The organism is Tessaracoccus sp. SD287 (genome assembly GCF_017355265.1).
Classification (GTDB): domain Bacteria; phylum Actinomycetota; class Actinomycetes; order Propionibacteriales; family Propionibacteriaceae; genus Aestuariimicrobium.
The window spans coordinates 32,511-53,420 of the sequence record NZ_JADIJQ010000014.1 but is presented as its reverse complement, the minus strand read 5'-3'; the positions used below and the strand labels follow the sequence as shown (position 1 = coordinate 53,420).

Genomic DNA, 20,910 nt, shown 5'->3' with positions numbered 1-20,910 from the left:
CATGCTGCTGGAAACAGTCCCCGTGCTGGTATCGGTCTGGTACCTGCTGATCGCCGTGCTCTGGATCGGCTTCTTCTTCCTGGAGTGCTTCGACTTCGGAGTCGCGCTGCACCTCAAGGTCACCGCCCGGTCCGACAAGGAACGCCGGGTGATGATCAACACCATCGGACCGCTGTGGGACGGCAATGAGGTGTGGCTGCTGACCGCCGGTGGGGCCATGTTCGCCGCCTTCCCCGGCTGGTACGCCTCGATGTTCTCGGGCCTGTACCTGCCGCTGCTGCTGGTGCTGGTCGGACTGATCCTGCGCGGGGTGGCCTTCGAGTACCGCGCGAAGAACGACGACCCGCGCTGGAAGCAGATGTTCGACTGGTTCGCCATCCTCGGCTCACTGCTGCCGCCGCTGGTGCTGGGCATCGGCTTCGCGAACTTCGTCATCGGCATGCCCAATGACGGCCTGCTGTGGACCGGCAACTTCTGGAGCCTGTTCCTGCCGTTCGGTCTGCTCGGCGGGGTGTTGCTGGTGGCCGTGTGCCTGATGCACGGCGCCACCTTCTTGACCCTGAAGACCCGCGGCAGCGTCCGGGAGAAGTCCCGGGCCTACGTCGCCCGGGCCGGCTGGGTCACCGTCGCGCTGCTGGCCACCTTCGTCGCCTGCCAGAACATCTTCTGGCCCGCCGACTCGGAGTTCGGCGACTTCACCGTCATCGCGTGGCTGGTCGGGGGAGTCTCGGTCATCGCTGCCGCCGCCTCGGTGCTGCTGACCCGTGCCCAGCGTGAGGGCTGGGCCTTCGCCCTGGGCGGGCTGTCGATCGTGGCGCTGTTCGCCGGCATCTTCACCAGGATGTACGGCAACATCGGTTTCATCCAGGACACCACCGTGGCCGTCGCCGACCGCCTCAACATGGTCACCGCCGCGTCCTCGCCGACCACCCTGACCATCATGACGGTGGCGGCCGGCGTCTTCGTGCCGATCGTCATCGGCTACCAGGCCTGGAGCTACTGGGTGTTCAGCAAGCGGATCAGCACCAAGAACATTCCCGACGACGTCGAGGTCGCCGCCTGATCCATGGCCGGACCCATTCATCCGCGGCTGTTCCAGCGCGCCGGGGCCACCAGGAAGTACCTGGTGGCCTCAGTGCTGCTCGGCATCGGCACCGCTGTCCTGCTGGTCGCCCAGGCGTGGCTGATCGCGACCGCGGTGACCACGGTGTTCAGCAGCGGACGCCCGACGAACTGGGCGTGGCTGGTCGGCGCCCTGGCGGCCGTCTTCACGGTGCGGGCACTGCTCGGCTGGCTCGACTCGTGGCTGGCGCACCGCAGCGCGGCGGCCGTGAAGTCACAGTTGCGGCGCGACGTGGTCGCCGCGCGGGCCACGCGTCCGACCTCGGGTGAGGTGTCGTCCTCCACCCTGGTGCACGTCACCACCACCGGGTTGGACGCGCTGGAAGGCTACTACTCCAAGTACCTGCCGCAGCTTGGCCTGGCTGCCACGGTGCCGCTGATCATTGGTGTGGTGCTGCTGGTCACTGACTGGCCCTCGGCGTTGATCGTCGCCTTCACCCTGCCGCTGATCCCGATCTTCATGGCGCTGATCGGCTGGACCACCCAGAAGGCGACCTCCCGCAGTTTCCGGGCCGCCGACCGGCTGTCGAATCACTTCGCCGACCTCATCGAGGGACTGCCCACGCTGCAGGCCTTCGCCCGTGCCCGGGCCCAGCGCACGGGCGTCGAGATCACCGAACGCCGCTACCGCAAGACCACGATGCGGGTGCTCTACGTCTCGTTCCTGTCCTCCTTCGCGCTGGAACTGCTGGCCAGCCTCTCGGTGGCCGTGGTGGCCGTCACCGTCGGCTTCCGGCTGGTCTACGGCAACGTCAGCTTCGAGGCCGCCCTGTTCGTGCTGATCCTGGCCCCCGAGGCGTTCCTGCCGGTGCGCCAGGTCGGCGTGCACTTCCACGACTCGGTCGACGGCATCGCCGCCGCCGACGCCGCCTTCGACATCATCGACAGCGCCGCAACTCCGAACGGCAGCCAACCGCTGGGTCCCCTGGGTGACCGGGCGATCGTGCTGGACGAGGTCAGCTTCACTTACCCCGGCGCTGCGACCCCGACCCTCGACCGGGTCAGCCTGCGCCTGGAGCCCGGTGAGGTGGTGGGGCTGGCCGGCCCGTCGGGCGGGGGCAAGTCGACCCTGCTCGGCGTGCTGATGGGATTCCTCACCCCCGAGTCCGGACGGGTGCTGCTCGGCGACGACGACCTGGCCACGGTCGACCCGGCACAGTGGCGGCGCCAGGTGGCCTGGGTCGCCCAGGAACCGGGCCTGGTGCACGGCACCGTCGCCGACAACGTGCTGCTGGGTGACCCGGACGCGGACGCCGAGGCGGTGCGGGCCGTCCTGACCGCGGCCGGTGCCGACTTCGGCCCGGACAAACCGGTGGGGGACGACGGTGAGGGTCTTTCCGGTGGGGAGCGTCGCCGCGTCGCCGTCGCCCGGGCGCTGCTGCGGATCGCGTCGGGCCAGACCCGGCTGCTGGTCCTGGACGAACCGACGGCCGGGCTGGATGCCGACACCGAGGCCGCCGTCATCGACGCCGTCCGTGCCAGCGGGGTCGGGGCGCTGGTGGTCAGCCACCGCCCAGCGATGCTGCAGGCCGCCGACCGCGTGGTGGAACTCGCGAGCGCCGCAACGGAGCCGAGCCCATGAGGCTGGTCACCGAACTCCTGGCTGCGGTGCCCCACGGGCGCCGCCGCTTCGCGCTGGCCACCGTGCTGGCGGCCCTGGCGTCGATGTCCTCGGTGGCGCTGATGGGCACCGCCGCCTGGCTGATCAGCTTCGCCGCCCTGACCCCACCGGTGCTGTACCTGCAGGCCGCCGCGGTGCTGGTGCGCGCCTTCGGCATTGCCCGCGGCGGGTTCCGCTACGTCGAGCGGCTGGTCGGCCACGACCTGGTGCTGAGGATGCAGTCGGCGCTGCGCATCCGGGTCTACGACAAGTTGGCCGGTACCACGCTGGTCGGTCGGCGGCGCGGCGACCTGCTCACCCGGGTGGTGGCCGATGTGGCCGCCATCCAGGACGTGGTGGTGCGGGTGGTCATCCCGGTGCTGTCGGCGTCCCTGGTGGTGGCCGCGACCACGATCATCCTGGCCACCTTCAACCTGGCCTCGGCCCTGGTGCTGCTGGTGACCGCCGTGCTCGGTGGGGTGGTGGTGCCGCTGCTGGCCCAGCGCGCCACCCAGCGCATCGACCTGGACGCGGTCCCCACCCGCGGACGGTTGGCCGACCAGGTGCGCGAGTTCAGCCGCACCGCCCAGGACCTGGTCGCCTACGGCGCCGCCGACCGGGCCATCGGTCGCGTGCTGGAGGTCGACGACCAGTTGCGTCGCCAGGAGGCGCGCGGCGCCTGGGTGCGGGGCGTCGCCGGTGGCGCGCAGGTGCTGGCGGCCGGTGTGGCGGTGATCGCCGCCCTGCTGATCGGCTCCGGGGCACTGCTCGACGGCCGTCTGGACCCCCGCCACCTGGCGGTGCTGGTGCTGACCCCGCTGGCATTGCACGAGGTGCTCAGCACCTTCACCCAGGCCGCCCAGACGTGGACGCGGTGCCGGGCCGCGCTGCGTCGGGTCGTCGAGACCCTCGACGAGCCCGACGTCGGCGCCGGTGACGCCGTGCCCGGACCCGCCGGCCAGGGCCTGACACTGGACGAAGTGTCGGTCGGGTGGCCGGGGGCCGAACCGCTGCTGTCCGGGCTTCAACTGAGCGTCTCGCCCGGGGAACGGGTGGCTCTGGTGGGCCCGTCGGGGGTCGGCAAGACCACGGTGGCCGCCACGGTGATGGGGTTGATCCCACCGCTGGCGGGCCGGGTGCACCGTGGCGGACGAGTCGGCTACCTCGCCCAGGACGCCCACATCTTCGCCACCTCGGTCGCCGAGAACGTCCGCATCGGCAACCGGGACGCCACCGACGACCAGGTGCGCGACGCCCTGCACCGGGCCGGGGTCGACCTCGACCCGGACCGCATCCTGGGGGAGGGTGGGCTGGGACTGTCCGGCGGTGAACGTCGACGGCTGGCCTTTGCCCGGGTGCTGGCCGCCGAACGCGACCTGCTGATCCTGGACGAACCCACCGAGCACCTCGACCACCAGACCGCCGAGCGATTGATCCGCGACGTCTTCGCCGCCACCCAGGACCAGGCGGTGCTGGTGCTGACCCACGACCAGGCTCTCATCTCGCGCTGCGACCGGGTGGTGGAGCTGGTGCGCCGGTAGCCCTGGTGCGCGCCCGGCATGCCACCGGCAGGTGCACTACCCTGTCGAGGTGACCCAGCCCAGCAGCCCTACGCATCGCTCCCGCTCCGGCGTGGTGGCGGCCATCGGCTTCTGGTTCTTCCCCATCGCGTTCATGGCCCGACTGCCCTACGCCATGATGGTCGTCGGCAACCTGACCCTGGTCGTGTCCGCCCGGGACTCGCTGGCCCTGGGCGGGGCCGCGGCGGCGGCCGTGGGCATCGGCACCGCGCTGTGCGGGCCCCTGCTCGGCGCGGCCGCCGACCGCTTCGGCCAGCGACCCGTGCTGGTGATCTCGGCGCTGATCAGCGGAGCCCTGCTGGTGGTCCTGGCCTGGGTGGCCTACAGTCCCCTGCCCGACCTTGCCATCCTGGGCACCGCGGCGGCGATCGGCGCCTTCGCGCCGCAAGTGGGACCCATGTCGCGCACCCGGCTCGGCCAGATCATCCTGACCCGTGCCCCGATCGAGCGACGCGAACGTGCGCTCAATGGTGCGATGGCCTACGAGTCGATGGCCGACGAGATCAACTTCGTCATCGGCCCGGTGCTGGTCGGCCTGGTGGCGGCCCTGGTGCACCCGGCGGCACCGCTGGTGCTGGCCGCGGCCCTGTCGGCCATCTTCGTCACCGCCTTCGCGCTGCACCCCAGTGCCCCCGTCGGCACCGACCCGGACGCGGACCCTGCCGCGGTGGCACCCGTGCGGGAACTGTTCGCCCCCGGGCTGCTGCTGGCGGTGCTCGGCACGTTCGGGGTGGGCATGTTCTTCGGTGCCTCGTTGACGTCGTTGACCGCCACCATGGGCGAGCTCGGCTCGCCGGAGTCCGCCGGCATCGTCTACGGCGCCATGGGTCTCGGCTCGGCAGTGTTCGCGCTCGGGGTGATGTGGTTGCCGCCGGGGTTCACCCTGGCCGCCCGCTGGACGAGCTTCGCCGTGGTGATGCTGCTGTCCGCCGTCGGATACGCCCTGGCCGGGCTGAACCTGACCGGCATCGTGATCGCCCTGCTGGTGGCCGGTTGCGGGGTGGGCCCGACCCTGGTCACCCTGTTCGGCCTCGGGGTGCGGCTGAGCCCGCGAGGACGATCGGCGACCGCCATGACGATGCTCGGCTCGGCGGTGATCGTGGGCCAGTCACTGTCCTCGGCGGCCACCGGTGCCCTGGGCGAACGCTACGGGGCCATGCCGGCCATGTGGGCGCCGCTGGTGGCTGCCGTGGTGGTCACCGTGGCCGGGGTGGCCAACACGGTGGTCGGACGAGGGCGCCGGTCGCGCGCCTGATCCGCCTGTGGCACGCGGCTTGACGGGGCCAGGCGGGTTTCCCACCATCGGCTCAGGCGCATCCCACGGCCCATAGGGTGAATGGCTATGGAATCCACCGACCAGACGCCCTTCACGTTCCGCGGCGACTGGACCTCCCACGTCGTCGCCACCGCCATTCACGCCGGACATGACCTGCGTCCAGAGGTCGCTGAACTCATGGTGCTGGACGAGGATGATCGGCTGCGTGAGGAGGATCCGTTCACCGACCGGCTGGGCGCTGCCATACCCGACCAGGTCGTGGTGCACCGATCCCGGTTCGAGGTGGACCTCAACCGGGATCCCGCCGACGCGGTCTACGCCACTCCAGAACAGTCCTGGGGCATGCAGGTCTGGCGAGACCAGGAGCTGCCCCCAGAGGTGGCGCAGAGGTCGCGGGCCCAGCACGAGCAGTTCTACGCGGCGCTGGCAGAACGTCTGGACCGGGTGGCCGCACGCGGCCCGTTCGTGGTGCTGGACGTGCACTCCTACAACCACCGGCGCCCAGGCCCGGACACCGACCCCGAACCCGCGGTGGACAACCCCATGGTCAACCTCGGCACCGGGTCGATGGACCGCTCCAGGTGGGCCGATGTGGTCGAGGCGTTCACCGCCACGATGTCCCAGGCGACCATCGCCGGCGAACCACTCGATGTCCGTGAGAACGTCAAGTTCCGGGGTGCCGAGCTGTGCCGCTGGGTTCACGAGCGCTACCCGCAGACCGGGTGCGCGCTGGCCATCGAGTTCAAGAAGATCTACATGGATGAGTGGACCGGCCAGCCCGACAGACAGGTCATCGCCGACCTGGCCCAGGCACTGGGCAGGACCGCCGACACGCTGGCCGATGTCCTGGCTGCTCGTGGTACCCACCAGGGAGAGTCGGTCAGGCGGGGCAGCAACCCCCTGTCGGCCGATGACCGGGCCGTTGACCACCAGATCGCGCAGGTCTCGACGAGTTTCGAGTTCCTGAGCGCATTGACGCCCAACAACGTCCTCGATGCCCGACGAGCCTTCTTCGATGCCTTCGCGACCCCCCGGTTCACGTACTCCGAACTGGAGGTCGATCCCGACGTCGTGGAGGCAGAACTGGGGCAGATCGACGTCAGCCGGGTACAGGACCCGATGGTGCACCAACTGCTGGCGCGCAAGCACCGCGAGCTGGAACTGCAGGTCGAGATGCTGCGTGCCCGCGACACAGCGGACTTCCTGCCCCTGTCCATCGAGTTGTACGGCAGCATCTCGCCCATCGTGCGCCAGCGCGCCGAGGCCATGCTGGAGTGGGTGCCCGACGCGCCGCCGGAGCCTTCCTACCTCGACGCCGAGGCATTCCTTGAACGCGCCCAGACAGAGGTCGACCACTACCGCACCATTGACGACCAGCTCACCATGCACGCCGAGATCGCCGAACACGCCGCCGTGGTGATGGTGCAAGGCGACACCCTGGTCATCCCACCGACGACGAGGGTCGAGACGCGGCGCGCGAACGCCTTGATCCAGCATGAGGTCGGCACCCACCTGGTCACCCGGGCCAACGGCATTGCCCAGCCGCTGAAGGTGCTGGGTGCAGGTCTGGCCGGCTATGACGAAACCCAGGAGGGTTTGGCCGTGCTGGCCGAGATCGCGTGTGGCGGGCTGACGGCCGGACGGCTGCGCACCCTGGCCGCGCGGGTGGTCACGGTGCACCGGATGGTTGACGGCGCCGACTTCCAGGACTGCTACCAGCACCTGATCGAGTCCGGCCTTCCTCGGGGCACCGCGTTCACGACCACCATGCGGGCCTTCCGTTCGGGGGGACTCACCAAGGACGCGGTCTACCTGCGTGGCCTCATCGACCTGCTCAACCACGTGGGCAACGGCGGCACCCTCGACCTGCTGTGGCTGGGCAAGTTCAGCCTCAGCGACCTGCCACTGGTCGAGGACTTGTGGCACCGAGGGGTGCTGAACGAGCCGAGGGTGTGTCCCCACTACCTGTCCGACCCCCAGGCCCGGACGCGCATCGAGCGCGCAGCAGCCGCAGACTCACTCATCCACATTTTCCAGGAAGGCAATTGATGAAGATCGGATTCGTCGTCAACGACGTGGCCACCGAGCAGGCCGGCTACAGCACTACCCGCCTCGCGATGCAGGCGCACACCATGGGCCACCAAGCCTACCTGATTGGCATCGGTGACTTCATCTACGAGGCCGACGGACGCCTGGCGGCCCACGGGCGCACCGCCGGTGAGAAGAGCTACCGCTCGTTGGAACGCTTCCTCAAGGACGTCCAGGTGCCCGAACGCGACAAGGTCATCGACATTGGCGAGTTCGACGTCGTCATGCTGCGCAGCGACCCGGCGGTGGACGCCGCCGACCAGCCGTGGGCCAACAATGCCGGCGTCGCCTTCGGACACCTGATGGCCAAGGCGGGCGTGCTGGTCGTCAATGACCCGAGCAGCCTGGCCCACGCCCTTTCCAAGGCCTACTTCCAGCACTTCCCCGAGGCAGTGCGGCCGCAGACCCTGATCTCTCGCGACCTCGACCGCCTCCAGGCCTTTGTCGGCGAACTGGGTGGCAAGGCGGTGCTCAAGCCGCTGCAGGGCTCGGGCGGGTCAGGCGTGTTCCTGGTCAATTCCGAGGAATCACCCAACTTGAACCAGATCATCGAGGCCATCGCCCGCGATGGCTACGTCGTGGCCCAGGAGTACCTGCCCGAGGCTGCCCACGGTGACGTGCGGCTGTGGCTGATGAACGGTGTGCCGCTCCAGGTCAACGGAAAATATGCCGCGTTCCGTCGTCGCAATGACTCCCAGGACATGCGCTCCAACGTGTCGGCCGGTGGTCAGGTCGTGCCCGAGCAGGTCACCGACAAGATGCTGGAGATCGCCGAAATCGTGCGACCGAAACTGGTGGCCGACGGCATGTTCCTGGTGGGACTGGACATCGTGGGCGACAAGTTGATGGAGGTGAATGTCTTTTCACCGGGCGGCCTGGGGATCTCACAGAAACTGTACGGGGAGAATTTTGCCGAGGCCGTCATCCACGATCTGGAGCGCAAGGTCGGCGTGCGCAGGCATTACGGCGGCGGACTGACCAACCGCAATCTGGCGACGCTCTGAGCCCGTCAGGGTCGTCGCCGCGACCCTGGCGACCTCGCCGTCGTCGAGGTAATGATCATGGTGGCGACCAGGATCAGGGTCGGATGTCCTCACCCAAACGGTGGGTGATGCCCCAGGCGACGGCTTGGGACCGACGAGCCACCCCGATCTTGCGGTAGGCGTTGCGGATGTAGGACTTCACCGAGTTGGGGGTGAGGTACAGCTCGGCAGCGATCTCCGTATTGGTCAGTCCTCGGGTGATCAGCGTCAGGACGTCCACCTCGCGGCCGGTCAGGTGCCCGAAGCCGGCGACATTCGCAGCTGCTGGATCCGCGCCCTCGATGAGCCCCGCGCTGGATCGCGCGGCCGGTCGTTCACCGGCATGGATTTTCTCCAGGGTTTCCACCAGCGCCGCTGCCCCCAGCGCCTTGGACAGCATCCACACCGCGCCGGCCTGCAGTCCCTCGGCCACCACCGGCGACTCGGGGGTCCAGGTGTACAACACCAGGGACTTCACTGACGGGTGCCGCACCAGGGCCCGGACCCTCTCCGCGCCCCTCCCGGGACCGACGGGGTCATACAGAACGAGGTCAACCGGCTGCGCTGCGGACGAGTCGGTGGCCAACTCCACCACGCGTACCCTGAACCGGTAGGGCGACAGCATCCGGCGCAGTCCGTGCGACACCAGCGGGTAGCCATCGGCGAGCGCGACGGTGAGGGGCTCATGCATGCCACCCCACTGTCCCAGCGCCCCTCGGCCGGGAAGACGTTGACCCCCTCGATAGCCGCCCCCGAGTACGGCGACTCTTGACGCCCCGCGCCGGGCGATTGCGCCACCTAGGAGCGGTGCGTCCTCAATCCAGGGTCAGGAGCGGCGCAGGCCCGAATGGTCGTCGACGACGCTGCGGCTGGCGACGAGACGATCGACGAATTCTGCGTTGGTCGGCTGGCCGAACTTCAGGACGTAGCGCGACTGTCCGCCGGGACCCTCAGCGTGCAACAGCACCTCATTGGGGTTCTCGACGTCGGAATGAATGATCGTGAAACGGTGGTCGCGCAGCGAATGCACGCGGGAACGAGAAAATGGCTTGCTGACCCGCAGGCGCTCACTGTCGAGTTCCAGCTTGGTCACCATGTCGCTGCCCAGCCAGGCGGTCAGTACCAGCACGCCAAGCCCCACGACGATGGACGCCGCCGCAGCCAGCCACCGGGCGATCCCGTTGGCGGCCAGCAGGGAATAGAGCTCGCCGCCAAAGAAAATGCAGCAGGCCACGCCCACGGCCACCCACGCGATCGCCTTCCAGGGCGACTTGCGGGCTAGGTAATATTGCACGCGCCCTATCATGCCAAATGTTCGTGGCCTCCTGAGACCAACTCCACATAATTCGAACGGATGACCACCGGGCCAGCCCCGCCCCCGTCAGGCCCTTTCCCGGGAGCGCTTCGTCCGGGCGCGAATGGCCAGCTTGCGCACCTCGTCGTACCACAGCACCACCGAGGCGAGCCCCAGGCAGGTCAGCCACTGCCCGACGGTGAGGGCGGTGGTGTCGAAGGCATCCTGCAGGAAGGGCACGTGGACGACCAGCACCTGGGTGAGGGCGCCGAAGGCGATCGCCAACCACAGCCACGTGTTGGTGAACATCTTGTGGAAGGCCGAGGTGTGTTCCGAACGCGAATTCAACGCGTTGAACATTTGGGCGAAGACCAGGGTGGTGAAGGCTGCGGTGCGGGCCGTTTCCACCGACTCTGAGCCGGCGAGCAACCCGCGCGGCAGGTACAGCTCGAGGGCCGCCAGCGTGACGATGGCCATCACCAGACCGATCTGGACGATGCCCGACCACATCTGGGCGTTGACCACTCGTTCGGTGGCCTTGCGCGGCTTGTCGGCCATCACGTCGTCGGTCTCGGGGTCGACGCCCATGGCCAGCGCGGGGGCGGAGTCGGTGATCAGGTTGATCCACAGGATCTGGGTGGCCAGCAACGGCACCACCATCGCCTCGCCGTGCCCGGTCAGGCCCAGGGCCCCGGCGAAGACGACCCCGAAGAACATCGTGAAGACCTCGCCCATGTTCGACGAGAGCAGGTAGCGCAGGAACTTGCGGATGTTGCCGAAGATCACCCGGCCCTGGCGTACGGCCGCCACGATGGTGCCGAAATTGTCGTCGGTCAGGATCATCGACGCGGCCTCCTTGGAGACCTCGGTGCCGGTGATGCCCATCGCCACACCGATGTCGGCCTTCTTCAGGGCCGGGGCGTCGTTGACGCCGTCACCGGTCATCGAGATGATCTGGCCGTTGTCCTGGAAGGCCTGGATGATCCGCAGCTTGTGCTCGGGGGCCACCCGGGCGTAGACGGAGACCTCTTTGACGTCCTCACGCAACTGCTCGGCGCTGAGTTCGTCGAGTTGGGCACCGGAGAGGCTGCGGTCCCCGTCGGCGGCCAGGCCAAGGTCCTGGGCGATGCGCAGGGCGGTGTCGGGGTGGTCACCGGTGATCATGATCACCCGGATGCCGGCCCGATGCGCCTCGGCGATGGCGTCGGCGGCCTCGGTGCGGGGCGGGTCGATGATGCCGACGGTGCCGACGAAGATCAGGTCGCGCTCGAGTTCGAGGCCCGCCTCGGAGTCAAAGGTGCCGTCGGGGCGCAGGTACTGCTCGAACTCACCGGCGCTGAGGTCACGGTAGGCCACCGCCAAAGTGCGCAGGGCCTGGGACGACATGGACGAGACGTCGTCGTGCACGGCCTGGACATTCTCGGCGGTCAGCGGGTGCACCTCGAGACCCTCGCGGTAGCGGGTGCACTTGCCGAGCAGCACGTCGGGGGCGCCCTTGGCGACCAGCACCGGGTGTCCGTCGGGCCGTGAGGCGGTGGGATGCTCGTGGTCGGCGACGACCACCGACATCATCTTGCGTTCGCTGGTGAACGGCACCTCGCCAATGCGGTGGAAGCGCTCGCGGCGTCGTTCGGCGAGGCCGGCCTTCTGTTCGGCGACCACGAATGCGGCCTCGGTGGGGTCACCGATGACCTGCCAGTTTCCCTCCTCGTCCTGGCGGATCTCGGCATCAGAGGCGAGCGTGCCGCCCGAGAGCACCACGATGTCCTCTTCGCGCAGGTCAAGTTCGGGGTCGGTGTCCAGCAGCGGGGTGTCGTCCAGGATGACGGCACCGTCCGGGGCGTAGCCGACACCGGTGACCCGCGACTCGCCCGAGCGGGAACGCACCTTGACCATGGTCATCTCATTGCGGGTCAGGGTGCCGGTCTTGTCCGAGGCGATCACCGACGCCGAGCCCAGGGTCTCGACCGAACTGAGGTTCTTGACGATCGCATTGCGCTTGCTCATGGCCTGCACCCCGATCGACAGGACCACCGACAGGATGGCTGGCAGCCCTTCGGGGACAGCCGCCACGGCCAGTGAGACGCCAACCAGCAACACGTCGACGGCGCCCTGCACCGAGCTGATGCCGCTGGTCAGCGCGATGGCGACCATGACGACCAGCGCGATCACGACCACGGCGATGCCCAGGGTCTTGCCGATGGCGTCGATTTCCTTGCTGAGCGGGGTGGGCTCCTGCTCGGTGTCGGCCAGCAGTGTGGCGATGTGGCCCATCTCGGTGTCCATGCCGGTGCCGGTGACGACCACCCGGCCGACCCCCTGGGTGACGGCGGTGCCCTTGAACACCATGTTCCTGCGGTCGCCCAGCGGCACCCTCTCGGCGAGGGTGGTCGGCGACTTGGTGACCGCGGACGACTCCCCGGTCAGCGCCGCCTCGGCGATCTGCAGGGACGAAGAGGTCAACAGCCGCCCGTCGGCGCCGACGGAGTCGCCCTCGCTGAGCAGCAGGACGTCACCGGGCACCAGGTCGGCGGCCGGCACCCGCTGCGTCTGCCCGTCACGGACGACGGTCGCGGTGACCGAGGCCATCTTCTGCAGTGCGGCGACCGCGTCGGCGGCCCTGGACTCCTGCACGTAGCCGAGGATCGCGTTGGCCACCACGATGGCCAGGATGACGATGGCGTCGACCGGGACACCATGGCTGCCCTCGGCCAGCCACGCCACCACCGAGATGACGATGGCGGCGAGCAGCAGGTAGATCAGCGGGTCGGCGAACTGTCGCAGCAACTTCTTCCAGCCCGGCTCCGGGCCGGCGCTGACGAGTTCGTTGCTGCCATGGCGCTGGCGTCGGGTGGTCACCTCCGCGCTGGTCAGACCCACCTCGGGGTCGGTCCGGAAGCGGTGGAGGACCTGCGAGGCATCGTGTTGGGTCCAGTCCGTGCCCGGGGCGCCCGTGCCCGGGGCGTCCGTGCCCGGGGCGTCCGGGGAGGTGTCGTGGCGGCTGTCGACGGCGTCGGGTTCATTTCCGGTGGCGTTCAACGCTCTTCGCACTCCTGGCACGCTGGGGGTTGGTGCTACCACCGTACGCTGCGGCCGGGTGGACGAATTCGACCACGGTGCTGATCCTCAGCGGGTGTCGACCTGCTCCACCGGGGCGCCGCCGGCGCTCCAGGCGCTGAAACCCCCCTCGAGGTGGGCGACGTCGTCGCGTCCCATCTGCTGCAGGGCGGCCGCCGACAGCGCCGAACGCCAGCCGGAGCCGCAGAACAGCAGCAGTCGCCGGCCGTCGTCCAGTGCCGGCTTGTAGTAGGGGCTCTCGGGGTCGACCCAGAACTCGAGCATGCCCCGCGGCGCCCGGAACGCTCCCGGGATGGTGCCCAGCTTGGCCAGTTCGCGCGGGTCGCGGATGTCGACGAAGAGCCAGCCGGGGTCGTCCAGCAGCGCCCGGGCGCTGTCCTGGTCCATGGTCTGGACGCGCTCGTTGGCCGCGGACACCAGGGCCTGGGAGTTGGTCGGCAGGGGAGTGCCGGGGGCGCGGGTGGGCATCGGTGACCTCCACGGAAGGGGTTGGGGCCACCAGCCTAGGGGGTGCCGAGACGCCTGGTCACTCAGTTGCTTGGTCACTCGGCGTCGGCGGCCGCCGCGGTGAGGCGTGACTGGGTCAGCCGCGGCCTGGCATAGAACAGCACCAGCCCGTAGAGGGCACCGGCCACCAGGAACGAGGAGCGCAGTGCCCATTCACGGCCCAGGCCCGGTTCCAGTGCGCTGACCAGCAGGCCGCCCAGCAGCAGTCCGATCGAGATGGTGCCCCAGCCGAAGAAGCGGAAGGCCGAGTTCACCCGGCCCAGCAGGTGGTTGGGGATGATCCGCTGCCGCAGCGACACGGTGATCACATTCCACACCAGCACCGCCATCCCCGACAGCACCTGCGCCAGCCACACCAGTGCCGCGTGGGAGACCAGTCCAGTCACCGCCAGGGTGACCCCCATGACGATGATCGTGGCGACCAGGGCGCGAGCGCCACCGACACGGGCGGCGATGCGGTCGGCGAACAGCGTGGCCAGCACCGAGCCGACGGCGGCACCGCTGATCAGCAGGCCGTACTTCCAGCCCTCGAACAGCCCCAGCACCTCCTGGGCGAAGAGGATGAAGACGACCCCCGACAGCGAACTGGCCATGTTCATCATGCCCAGCGAGATCGCCAGGGCGCGCAGCAGCGGATGCCGCCACAACCAGGCCAGGCCCTCGCCGATCTCGTGGCGCCAGTTGATGCGCTTGTCGGCACCATTGTGGGAGCTGAAACTGCCCCGCAGCGAGAACACCATCACCGCGCAGAACCCCAGCAGTGCGGCATTGATGCCGAACGGAATGGCCACGGCGACAGCGACCAGCACCCCCGACAGAGGCGGACCGATGAACTGGTTCATCGTCATCTCGGCCCCCCACATGCGGCTGTTGGCGCGTTCCAGCAGCGCCTTGTCGACGACGGCGGGCATCAGGGTCTGGGCGGTGTTGTCGCGGACCACCTCAGCGAAGCCCAGCAGCAGTACCAGACCGGCCAGGGCCCACAACAAGGGTGTGGCCGCGGCGGGCGGTGGCGCACCGGCCGCGAGTTGCTCCGGGGTGGGAAGGACGTCCTGGTTGGCCCACAGCAACACCGTGAAGCCGGCGATCAGCAGGCAGCGCAGCACGTCCATGGCCCCGACCAGCAGTCGACGGTCGTAGCGGTCGGCCAGCACCCCGGCCGGCAGCGAGAAGACCAGCCACGGCAGCCGGGAGGCCAGACCGATCAGCGCGATCGTGGTCGGGTCACGGGTCAGCGAGGACGCGAGCCAGATCACGGCGACCACCATCAGCCCGTCGCCGAGGTTGGCCAGGGTCGAGGAGGAGAACAGCCGCCAGTAGTTGGCACCCATCCCCGGACGGGTCCGGTGCGTGGCGGCCCGGGTCATTGCGGCCCCGGTTCGTCCGGATCGCCGCCCATGGCGGGACGGTCGGTGGGGTAGATGGCGAAGACCAGGCCGTAGGTGGTTTCACCGGCCCGTGGTTCGACACCGAACTCGATCAGCAGGTCGGCCATCCGCCGGTGCCACTGCTCGGCGCGTTCGGCCGGGATGCGGGCATACCGGTGCCCGGCGCCCAGCACATGGTCGCCGTCGGGGGGGACGGACGCGACCTCGTTCAAGGCGCGGCTGAGCATCCGCTGCTCGGCGCCACGGGCATCCTCGACGCGGTGGTAGTAGAAGGTGCGGGCGGTGCGTCCGTAGTACTTCGCCTCCAGCGCCCGGACGCGTTCGGTGCGCACCACGTGCACCAGGCCTGCCTCGGCGAGCACCTTGAGGTGGTGCCCGATCGTGCCCTTCGGCTTGCCCAGCGCCTGGGCGAGCTCCGAGGTGGTGGCGGCGCGCTCCAGCAGCAGGGTCACGATGTCGGTGCGGGTCTGCTCGAACAGCGCCCGGTACTGCTCGGGGGTGCTGAGCTCCAGCGACTCCGGCATGTCATAGTCCGGTGATTTCGTATGGTCGGCCATCACAGTATGGTCGGCCAATCCAGACCGTCACGTCAAGGGGCGGGGGCGCCTCAGTTCAGCGGCGGCACGGCGTCCAGGGCGCCGGTCAACAGCAGGACGGCCAGCACGGCCGCCAGCACCAGCCGGTAGACCACGAACGGCTTGAACGTATGGGTGCTGACGTACTTCAGCAGCCAATGAATGACGGCCAGGCCAATGCCGAAGGCGATCAGGGTGGCCACGATCAGCGGCCCCCAGGACAGGCGCGGGTCGCCGGGCACATCCTTGAGCTTGTACAGGCCCGACATGAACACCGCGGGAATGGCCAGCAGGAAGGCGTACCGGGCGGCAGCCTCACGCTTGTAGCCCATGGCCAGACCGGCAGCGATGGTGCCGCCGCTGCGGGAGACGCCGGGAATCAGGGCAGCCGCCTGGGCCAGGCCGAACAGGATGCCGTCCTTGACGGTGAGCTGGTCGAGGGACTTCTCGTTCCGGGCCAGCCTGTCGGCCAGTCCGATCAGCAGCCCCACCCCGGCCAGCATGGCGACGGTGATCCACAGGTTGCGGAAGGTGTGGTCGATGTAGTCCTGCAGCAGCAGGCCCAGCACACCGATCGGGATGGAACCCAGAATGATCAGCCAGCCCATCCTGGCGTCGGGGTCGGACCGGTCGACCTTGCCGACCAGCGACAGGCACCACTGGCGGATGATGCGGGCGATGTCCTTGGCGAAGTAGAGCACCACGGCTGTCTCGGTCCCCAGCTGGGTGACGGCGGTGAACGCCGAACCGGCGTCGCCGTCGAAGAAGAGTTGGCCGGCGATCAGCAGGTGTGCGCTCGAGGAGATCGGCAGGAACTCGGTGAGTCCCTGCAGGATGCCGAGGATGATCGCTTCAGTCCAGCCCATGTGAGTCCTTAGGTGAGGAGGTTGCCGCAGATCACCTTATGCCCGTGGGGCAACGGGGGTCGACGCGGACGCCCGGGCCTCACCCGGCGGACTGAGCTGTCTAGGTCCCGGGGCTGTCGAGGTCCCCGGCCGCCTCCCACTGCTCGATCCGGTCGTCGCGGCGGCGATGGAAGATGCGCCACCCGCCCCACAGGGCCACCAGCACCCCGAGCCCCCCGACCACCACGCCCAGGAACAGGCCGAGGTAGATCGGGGTCAGCACCGCCTCGCCGTCCCCTGGTCCGAAGGTGGTCCCGATCAGGAAGCCGAACAGGGGTGCCAGCACCGCGATGCAGACGCCCACGATCAGGGTCCACGCCCCGGGGGCGAGGGGTTCCAGTTCGATCCCGCGTCCGGGCCGTGGTGACGGACCCGTCGCCACGGTGTCAGTGTCGTGCGACGTCATTGTTCAGACCTTTCGATGGGATGAAGCTGTCGGCGGCAGCCAGCAGGGGCGCCACGATGTCCATGGGCAGCGGGAAGACCACCGTCGAATTCTGGTCGGCGCCCAGTTCCAGCAGGGTCTGCAGGTAGCGCAACTGCAACGAGCCGGGAGCCTGGGCCAGGATCGCGGCGGCGTCGCGCAGTTCCCCGGCTGCCTGCAGTTCGCCGTGGGCGCTGATCACCTTGGCGCGCCGTTCCCGTTCGGCCTCGGCCTCGCGGGCCATTGCCCGCTGCATCAGCTCGGGGATCTCGACGTCCTTGATCTCGACGACCTCGACCTCGACGCCCCACGGGGCGGTCTGGGCGGCGATGGAGGTGCGCAGGTCTTCGTTGAGGTCGGAGCGGTGCGCCAGCAGGGTGTCCAGGTCGGCACGTCCGACCACCGACCGCAGGGTGGTCTGCGAGATCTGCGAGGTTGCCACGGCATGGTTCTCCACCGCCATCACCGAACGCACCGGGTCGACCACCTTGAACAGCACCACTGCGTTCACCCGGGCGGTGACGTTGTCGCGGGTGATCACCTCCTGCGGGGGGATCGTCAACGTGATCACCCGCAGGTCGGTACGCACCAGGGAGTCCAGGCCTGGTATCCGCAGGATCACCCCCGGCCCCAGCGGCCCCCGGAGGCGCCCCAGCCGGAAGATGACGGCACGTTCGTACTCGCGGATGATGCGCAGGGACGAGACCAGCAGTGCCACCAGCACCACCACCACGACCGCGACGACGACTACGACCTCCATCGGGACCCCCTGACCGGCTCCGCAGTGGGTTGTTCGGCCGTCGTCCGGTGCGGAGCCTGCTGCAGGACGAGGTCGACGGCGAGCCGGTCGGACCGGTAGGAGGTGCGACGCGACCGCAACTGGGTCGCCGCCGCCAGTCGGTCGGCCTCGTTGTCGTCGGCCTGCCGGAACAGGACGCCGTCCGGGTCGACGGGGCTGCGGACCAGGTGCGTCCACAATGGCACCGAGCCGAGCAGGACCAGCACCGCCCCGCCCAGCACCAGCACCACCTCGAGCGCCGAGCTGGCCGCGAAGGCGGCGGCCAGCGGCCACATCACGGCCAGCACCACCACGGTGCAGGCGATGCCCCGGTGGAACCGGGCCGACTCGGAGGCCGGCCACGGGTCGACCTGGCGCTGCACCTCCCGTCCGCTGTCGGAGGTGGTGCAGGTGTCGTGGACCGGACACGCGTTGCAGACCGACGGCTTGCCCCGGTAGCGCATCACCCTGTTGTCCGGGTCGAAGGACTGCGGCCACAGCCACTGGTCCTGCGGGCACACCCAGGCGTCGTGGTCGGCGTGGTAGACGAAACCGCCGCGGCGCTGCTCCTCGACGTTGGTCGCGGCCCGCCTCGACATGGTGTCGATGCCGTAGGCGACGACCAGCAGCACCAGGGCGTAGCCGAGCGCGAACCAGGTGGTCATCGAGACCGAGTCCATGTCGCCCATGGCTCAGTCCTCCAGGGACGCGCCGACGCCGGTGCGGTCGTGGCGTGCCTGGGGGTGTTCCTCGACGAACAGGGTCTCGGGTTCCATCGTGTGGGTGGTGGCCTTGATGCCGTGGCGCACCCCCAACCAGGTGATCCACAGGAACGGCAGGATGCCGCCGATCAGGAAGACCACGTCGCCGGGCATCCGCAGCCATTCCAGGATGGCGTTGCCGGGCTGGGAGATGTAGCCCAGCGTGCGGGCCTCGTAGTAGCCGTCGTTGACCGAGGTCCACAACTGCAGGACGCCGAGCGGCAGCAGGGTGGCAAACACCATCCAGGCCAGACCGATGTTGAGCGACCAGAACGAGATCTTCGCGAGCCGGTCGGGCCAGCGGTCACGGGCAATGATGTAGCGCAGCGCGAACAGGGCCAGCCCCACCGCCAGCATCCCGTAGACGCCCATCATGGCGCCGTGGGCGTGGTTGGCGGTCAGCGCGGTGCCGATCTGGAAGTAGGAGACGACCGGCAGGTTGATCAGGAACCCGAAGACGCCGGCGCCGACGAAGTTCCAGAACCCGACCGAGACCAGGAACATCACCGCCCACCGGTGCGGGAACGGGGCGCTGCTGCGCGACTCCTGACGGGCCCCCAGCTGCAGGAAGGTCCACGCCTCGACCGTCAGAAAGGTCAGCGGGATCACTTCGAGGGCGGAGAAGAAGGCACCCAGCGCCATGTGCTCGACCGGGGTGCCGGAGAAGTACAGGTGGTGCATGGTGCCCAGCACGCCGCCGGCGGAGTACAGGATGACGTCGAGGAAGATGAGCTGGATGGCGATCTTGCGGCGGACCACGCCCAGCATCACGAAGATGTAGGCGACCATCACGGTGGTGAACAGTTCCAGGAAGTCCTCGACCCACAGGTGCACCACCCAGAACCGCCAGAACTCGGCGACGGTCAGGTGTGAGGAGGTGCCGGCCAGCAGGCCGACGGCGTAGAAGCCGGGGATGGCCAGACCGGAGTAGAAGAACAGCCACGGCATGTTGAACTTGCTCTCGGTCTTCAACCGGGAGCGGATTGCGCGGAAGACGATGGCGATCCACAGGAACAGTCCGATCACCAGCAGCGCCTGCCACACCCGCGGCAGGTCGAGGTATTCCCACTGCTGGTCGAAGAAGGGGGAGCCGGCGGCCCATTCCACGCCGAAGGTGCTCAACGCGGTGCCGGTCAGGGTGCCGGCCACCACCAGTGCCAGCGCCGCCAGCAGACCGATGGCCAGCCACGACTGCCGGCGGGGTTCTCGTCCCGAGATGATCGGGGCCAGGAAGATGCCGGCGGCCAGGAACGAGGCCGCTGTCCACAGCAGCGACAACTGGACGTGCCAGGTGCGGGCCAGGTTGAACGGCAGGATCCGGGCCAGGTCGAGTCCGAAGAAGCTGCTCAGGTCGGCCCGGTAGTGCTCGATGGCCGCCCCCAGGGTGGCCTGCAGCAGGAACAGCACGGCCACCACCAGGAAGAACCAGGCCGTGACCTTCTGCGACGGGGTGATCTTCACGTCCCCGGGCTGCAGGAACCTCAACGACGGTGCCTCGCTGCCGTGCCAGCCGATCTTGCGGCTCCAGCGTCCGTACAGCGCGAACAGGGCACCAAGACCGGCCAGCAGCGCCACCAAAGACATGCCCGACCAGACCAGGATGTCGGCGGTGGGGGTGTTGGCGACCCGGCTCTCCGGCGGCCAGTTGTTGGTGTAGGAGTAGTCGTGGCCGGGACGTTCGGCCGCCGCGGCCCACGCGGTCCACGCGAAGAACGCGGTGACGTCGTGGATTTCTTCGGGGTCGGTGATCATGTTCGGGACCAGCCCGTGCTTGGTGGTCGGCTCACCGAAGACGGTGGCGTAGTGCTGCCGCAGGTGCTCGAAGGCGGCCACCTGCTCGGGGGTCAGGGTCAGCACCCCCGAGGTCTCGTTGTACCGGTTGGTGCGCATCATCTCGACGGTCGCGGCCTGCGGGTCGGCGGCACCGGAGCTACGCAGCTGCTCGGTGACGAACTCGGTGGACAGCCGCAGGTACTCGGCGGTGTAGTCGGGGCCGAGGTAGCCGCCGTGGCCCATGATCGAGCCGTACTGCTGCAGGCCCCGGCGCAGGAAGATCTCCTGTCCGTTGGTGATGTCGTCGGTGGTGTAGACGACGGTGCCGTCCTCGCCGACCACCCGGATGGGTTGCGGCATCGAGTCGGTGTAGGTGCGGTAGGCCAGGATGCCCATCACCAGGAAGCCGAAGATCAGGACCAGGGCGACGCCCTGGACCCATCCCTTCGAAATGATGATCTTGGACGGTCGCTCAGGGGTGCCGGTGGGGGTCGCGGATTCGGTGTACTGGGACATGAGGTCACCTGTCACTCGGCCCTGCCGTCAGAGGGGGAGGGGAGGAGCCCGCGCGGAAGCAGATCGGCCCGGTCCAGGGTGTCCGACCAGGGCTTGTCGGCACCTTGCGGGCACGCTAGCAAGCACGCTCCTGTGTTTTCGGGTTTCGGGTTGATTATTAGTGACCTCGGTCACAGTCGCTGGCGGCGGCGTGGCTCCCCCCTGTGGGTGTGCTGGTCCGCCG

General features: G+C 68.9%; 17 protein-coding genes. 6 read left to right on the top strand and 11 right to left on the bottom strand.

Features of this window, described 5'->3' with window-relative positions; genetic code table 11:
- Nucleotide 1: 1 nt before the first annotated feature.
- The 6 genes from cydB (at nt 2) to IPV09_RS07700 (ending at nt 8,670) form a co-directional block, all read left to right on the top strand.
- Nucleotides 2-1,063, top strand: coding sequence for a cytochrome d ubiquinol oxidase subunit II (gene cydB, locus IPV09_RS07725; RefSeq protein ID WP_207474667.1), 1,062 nt, complete (start codon nt 2-4; stop codon nt 1,061-1,063).
- 75 nt (nt 1,064-1,138) lie between these two features.
- Nucleotides 1,139-2,704 (top strand): thiol reductant ABC exporter subunit CydD, encoded by a 1,566-nt coding sequence (gene cydD / locus IPV09_RS07720; RefSeq protein ID WP_242681377.1) that lies wholly within the window; start codon nt 1,139-1,141, stop codon nt 2,702-2,704.
- Nucleotides 2,701-4,263 (top strand): thiol reductant ABC exporter subunit CydC, encoded by a 1,563-nt coding sequence (cydC, locus tag IPV09_RS07715; protein ID WP_207474665.1) that lies wholly within the window; start codon nt 2,701-2,703, stop codon nt 4,261-4,263. The genes cydD and cydC overlap by 4 nt, the downstream gene beginning before the upstream one ends.
- Nucleotides 4,264-4,312: 49 nt before the next feature.
- Nucleotides 4,313-5,557 (top strand): MFS transporter, encoded by a 1,245-nt coding sequence (locus IPV09_RS07710; protein WP_207474664.1) that lies wholly within the window; start codon nt 4,313-4,315, stop codon nt 5,555-5,557.
- Nucleotides 5,558-5,644: 87 nt separating this feature from the next.
- Nucleotides 5,645-7,627, top strand: a complete 1,983-nt coding sequence (locus IPV09_RS07705; protein ID WP_207474663.1) for a tyrosine/phenylalanine carboxypeptidase domain-containing protein — start codon at nt 5,645-5,647, stop codon at nt 7,625-7,627.
- The gene (locus IPV09_RS07700) at nt 7,627-8,670 is read left to right on the top strand and encodes a glutathione synthetase (RefSeq protein ID WP_207474662.1); all 1,044 of its coding nucleotides are present in this window, start codon (nt 7,627-7,629) and stop codon (nt 8,668-8,670) included. Before IPV09_RS07705 ends, IPV09_RS07700 begins: the two co-directional genes overlap by 1 nt.
- A gap of 73 nt (nt 8,671-8,743) precedes the next feature.
- Here IPV09_RS07700 and IPV09_RS07695 read toward each other — a convergent pair whose 3' ends face one another.
- The 11 genes from IPV09_RS07695 to IPV09_RS07645 all read right to left on the bottom strand — a co-directional run bounded on the left by IPV09_RS07695 (nt 8,744) and on the right by IPV09_RS07645 (nt 20,687).
- Entirely contained in the window at nt 8,744-9,379 is a 636-nt protein-coding gene (locus IPV09_RS07695) for a response regulator transcription factor (RefSeq protein ID WP_207474661.1), read from the bottom strand.
- A gap of 135 nt (nt 9,380-9,514) precedes the next feature.
- Complete coding sequence (locus tag IPV09_RS07690; protein WP_207474660.1) at nt 9,515-9,982, bottom strand: hypothetical protein; 468 nt, start codon at nt 9,980-9,982, stop codon at nt 9,515-9,517.
- A gap of 87 nt (nt 9,983-10,069) precedes the next feature.
- A complete protein-coding gene (locus tag IPV09_RS07685) occupies nt 10,070-13,021 on the bottom strand; it encodes a cation-translocating P-type ATPase (RefSeq protein WP_207474659.1) in 2,952 nt (983 codons plus the stop codon).
- Between the two features lie 87 nt (nt 13,022-13,108).
- Complete coding sequence (locus IPV09_RS07680; protein WP_207474658.1) at nt 13,109-13,528, bottom strand: rhodanese-like domain-containing protein; 420 nt, start codon at nt 13,526-13,528, stop codon at nt 13,109-13,111.
- A gap of 74 nt (nt 13,529-13,602) precedes the next feature.
- Nucleotides 13,603-14,898, bottom strand: a complete 1,296-nt coding sequence (locus IPV09_RS07675; RefSeq protein WP_207474657.1) for an MFS transporter — start codon at nt 14,896-14,898, stop codon at nt 13,603-13,605.
- A 32-nt stretch (nt 14,899-14,930) separates the two neighbouring features.
- Nucleotides 14,931-15,512, bottom strand: a complete 582-nt coding sequence (locus IPV09_RS07670; protein ID WP_207474656.1) for a winged helix-turn-helix domain-containing protein — start codon at nt 15,510-15,512, stop codon at nt 14,931-14,933.
- A gap of 50 nt (nt 15,513-15,562) precedes the next feature.
- Entirely contained in the window at nt 15,563-16,396 is an 834-nt protein-coding gene (locus IPV09_RS07665) for an undecaprenyl-diphosphate phosphatase (protein ID WP_207474655.1), read from the bottom strand.
- A gap of 100 nt (nt 16,397-16,496) precedes the next feature.
- Nucleotides 16,497-16,817, bottom strand: coding sequence for a hypothetical protein (locus tag IPV09_RS07660; protein ID WP_370590255.1), 321 nt, complete (start codon nt 16,815-16,817; stop codon nt 16,497-16,499).
- Between the two features lie 4 nt (nt 16,818-16,821).
- Entirely contained in the window at nt 16,822-17,619 is a 798-nt protein-coding gene (locus IPV09_RS07655) for an SPFH domain-containing protein (protein ID WP_207474653.1), read from the bottom strand.
- Nucleotides 17,607-18,326, bottom strand: a complete 720-nt coding sequence (locus tag IPV09_RS07650) for a hypothetical protein (RefSeq protein ID WP_207474652.1) — start codon at nt 18,324-18,326, stop codon at nt 17,607-17,609. Before IPV09_RS07650 ends, IPV09_RS07655 begins: the two co-directional genes overlap by 13 nt.
- Nucleotides 18,327-18,329: 3 nt before the next feature.
- Complete coding sequence (locus tag IPV09_RS07645) at nt 18,330-20,687, bottom strand: nitric-oxide reductase large subunit (RefSeq protein WP_207474651.1); 2,358 nt, start codon at nt 20,685-20,687, stop codon at nt 18,330-18,332.
- Nucleotides 20,688-20,910: the final 223 nt, after the last annotated feature.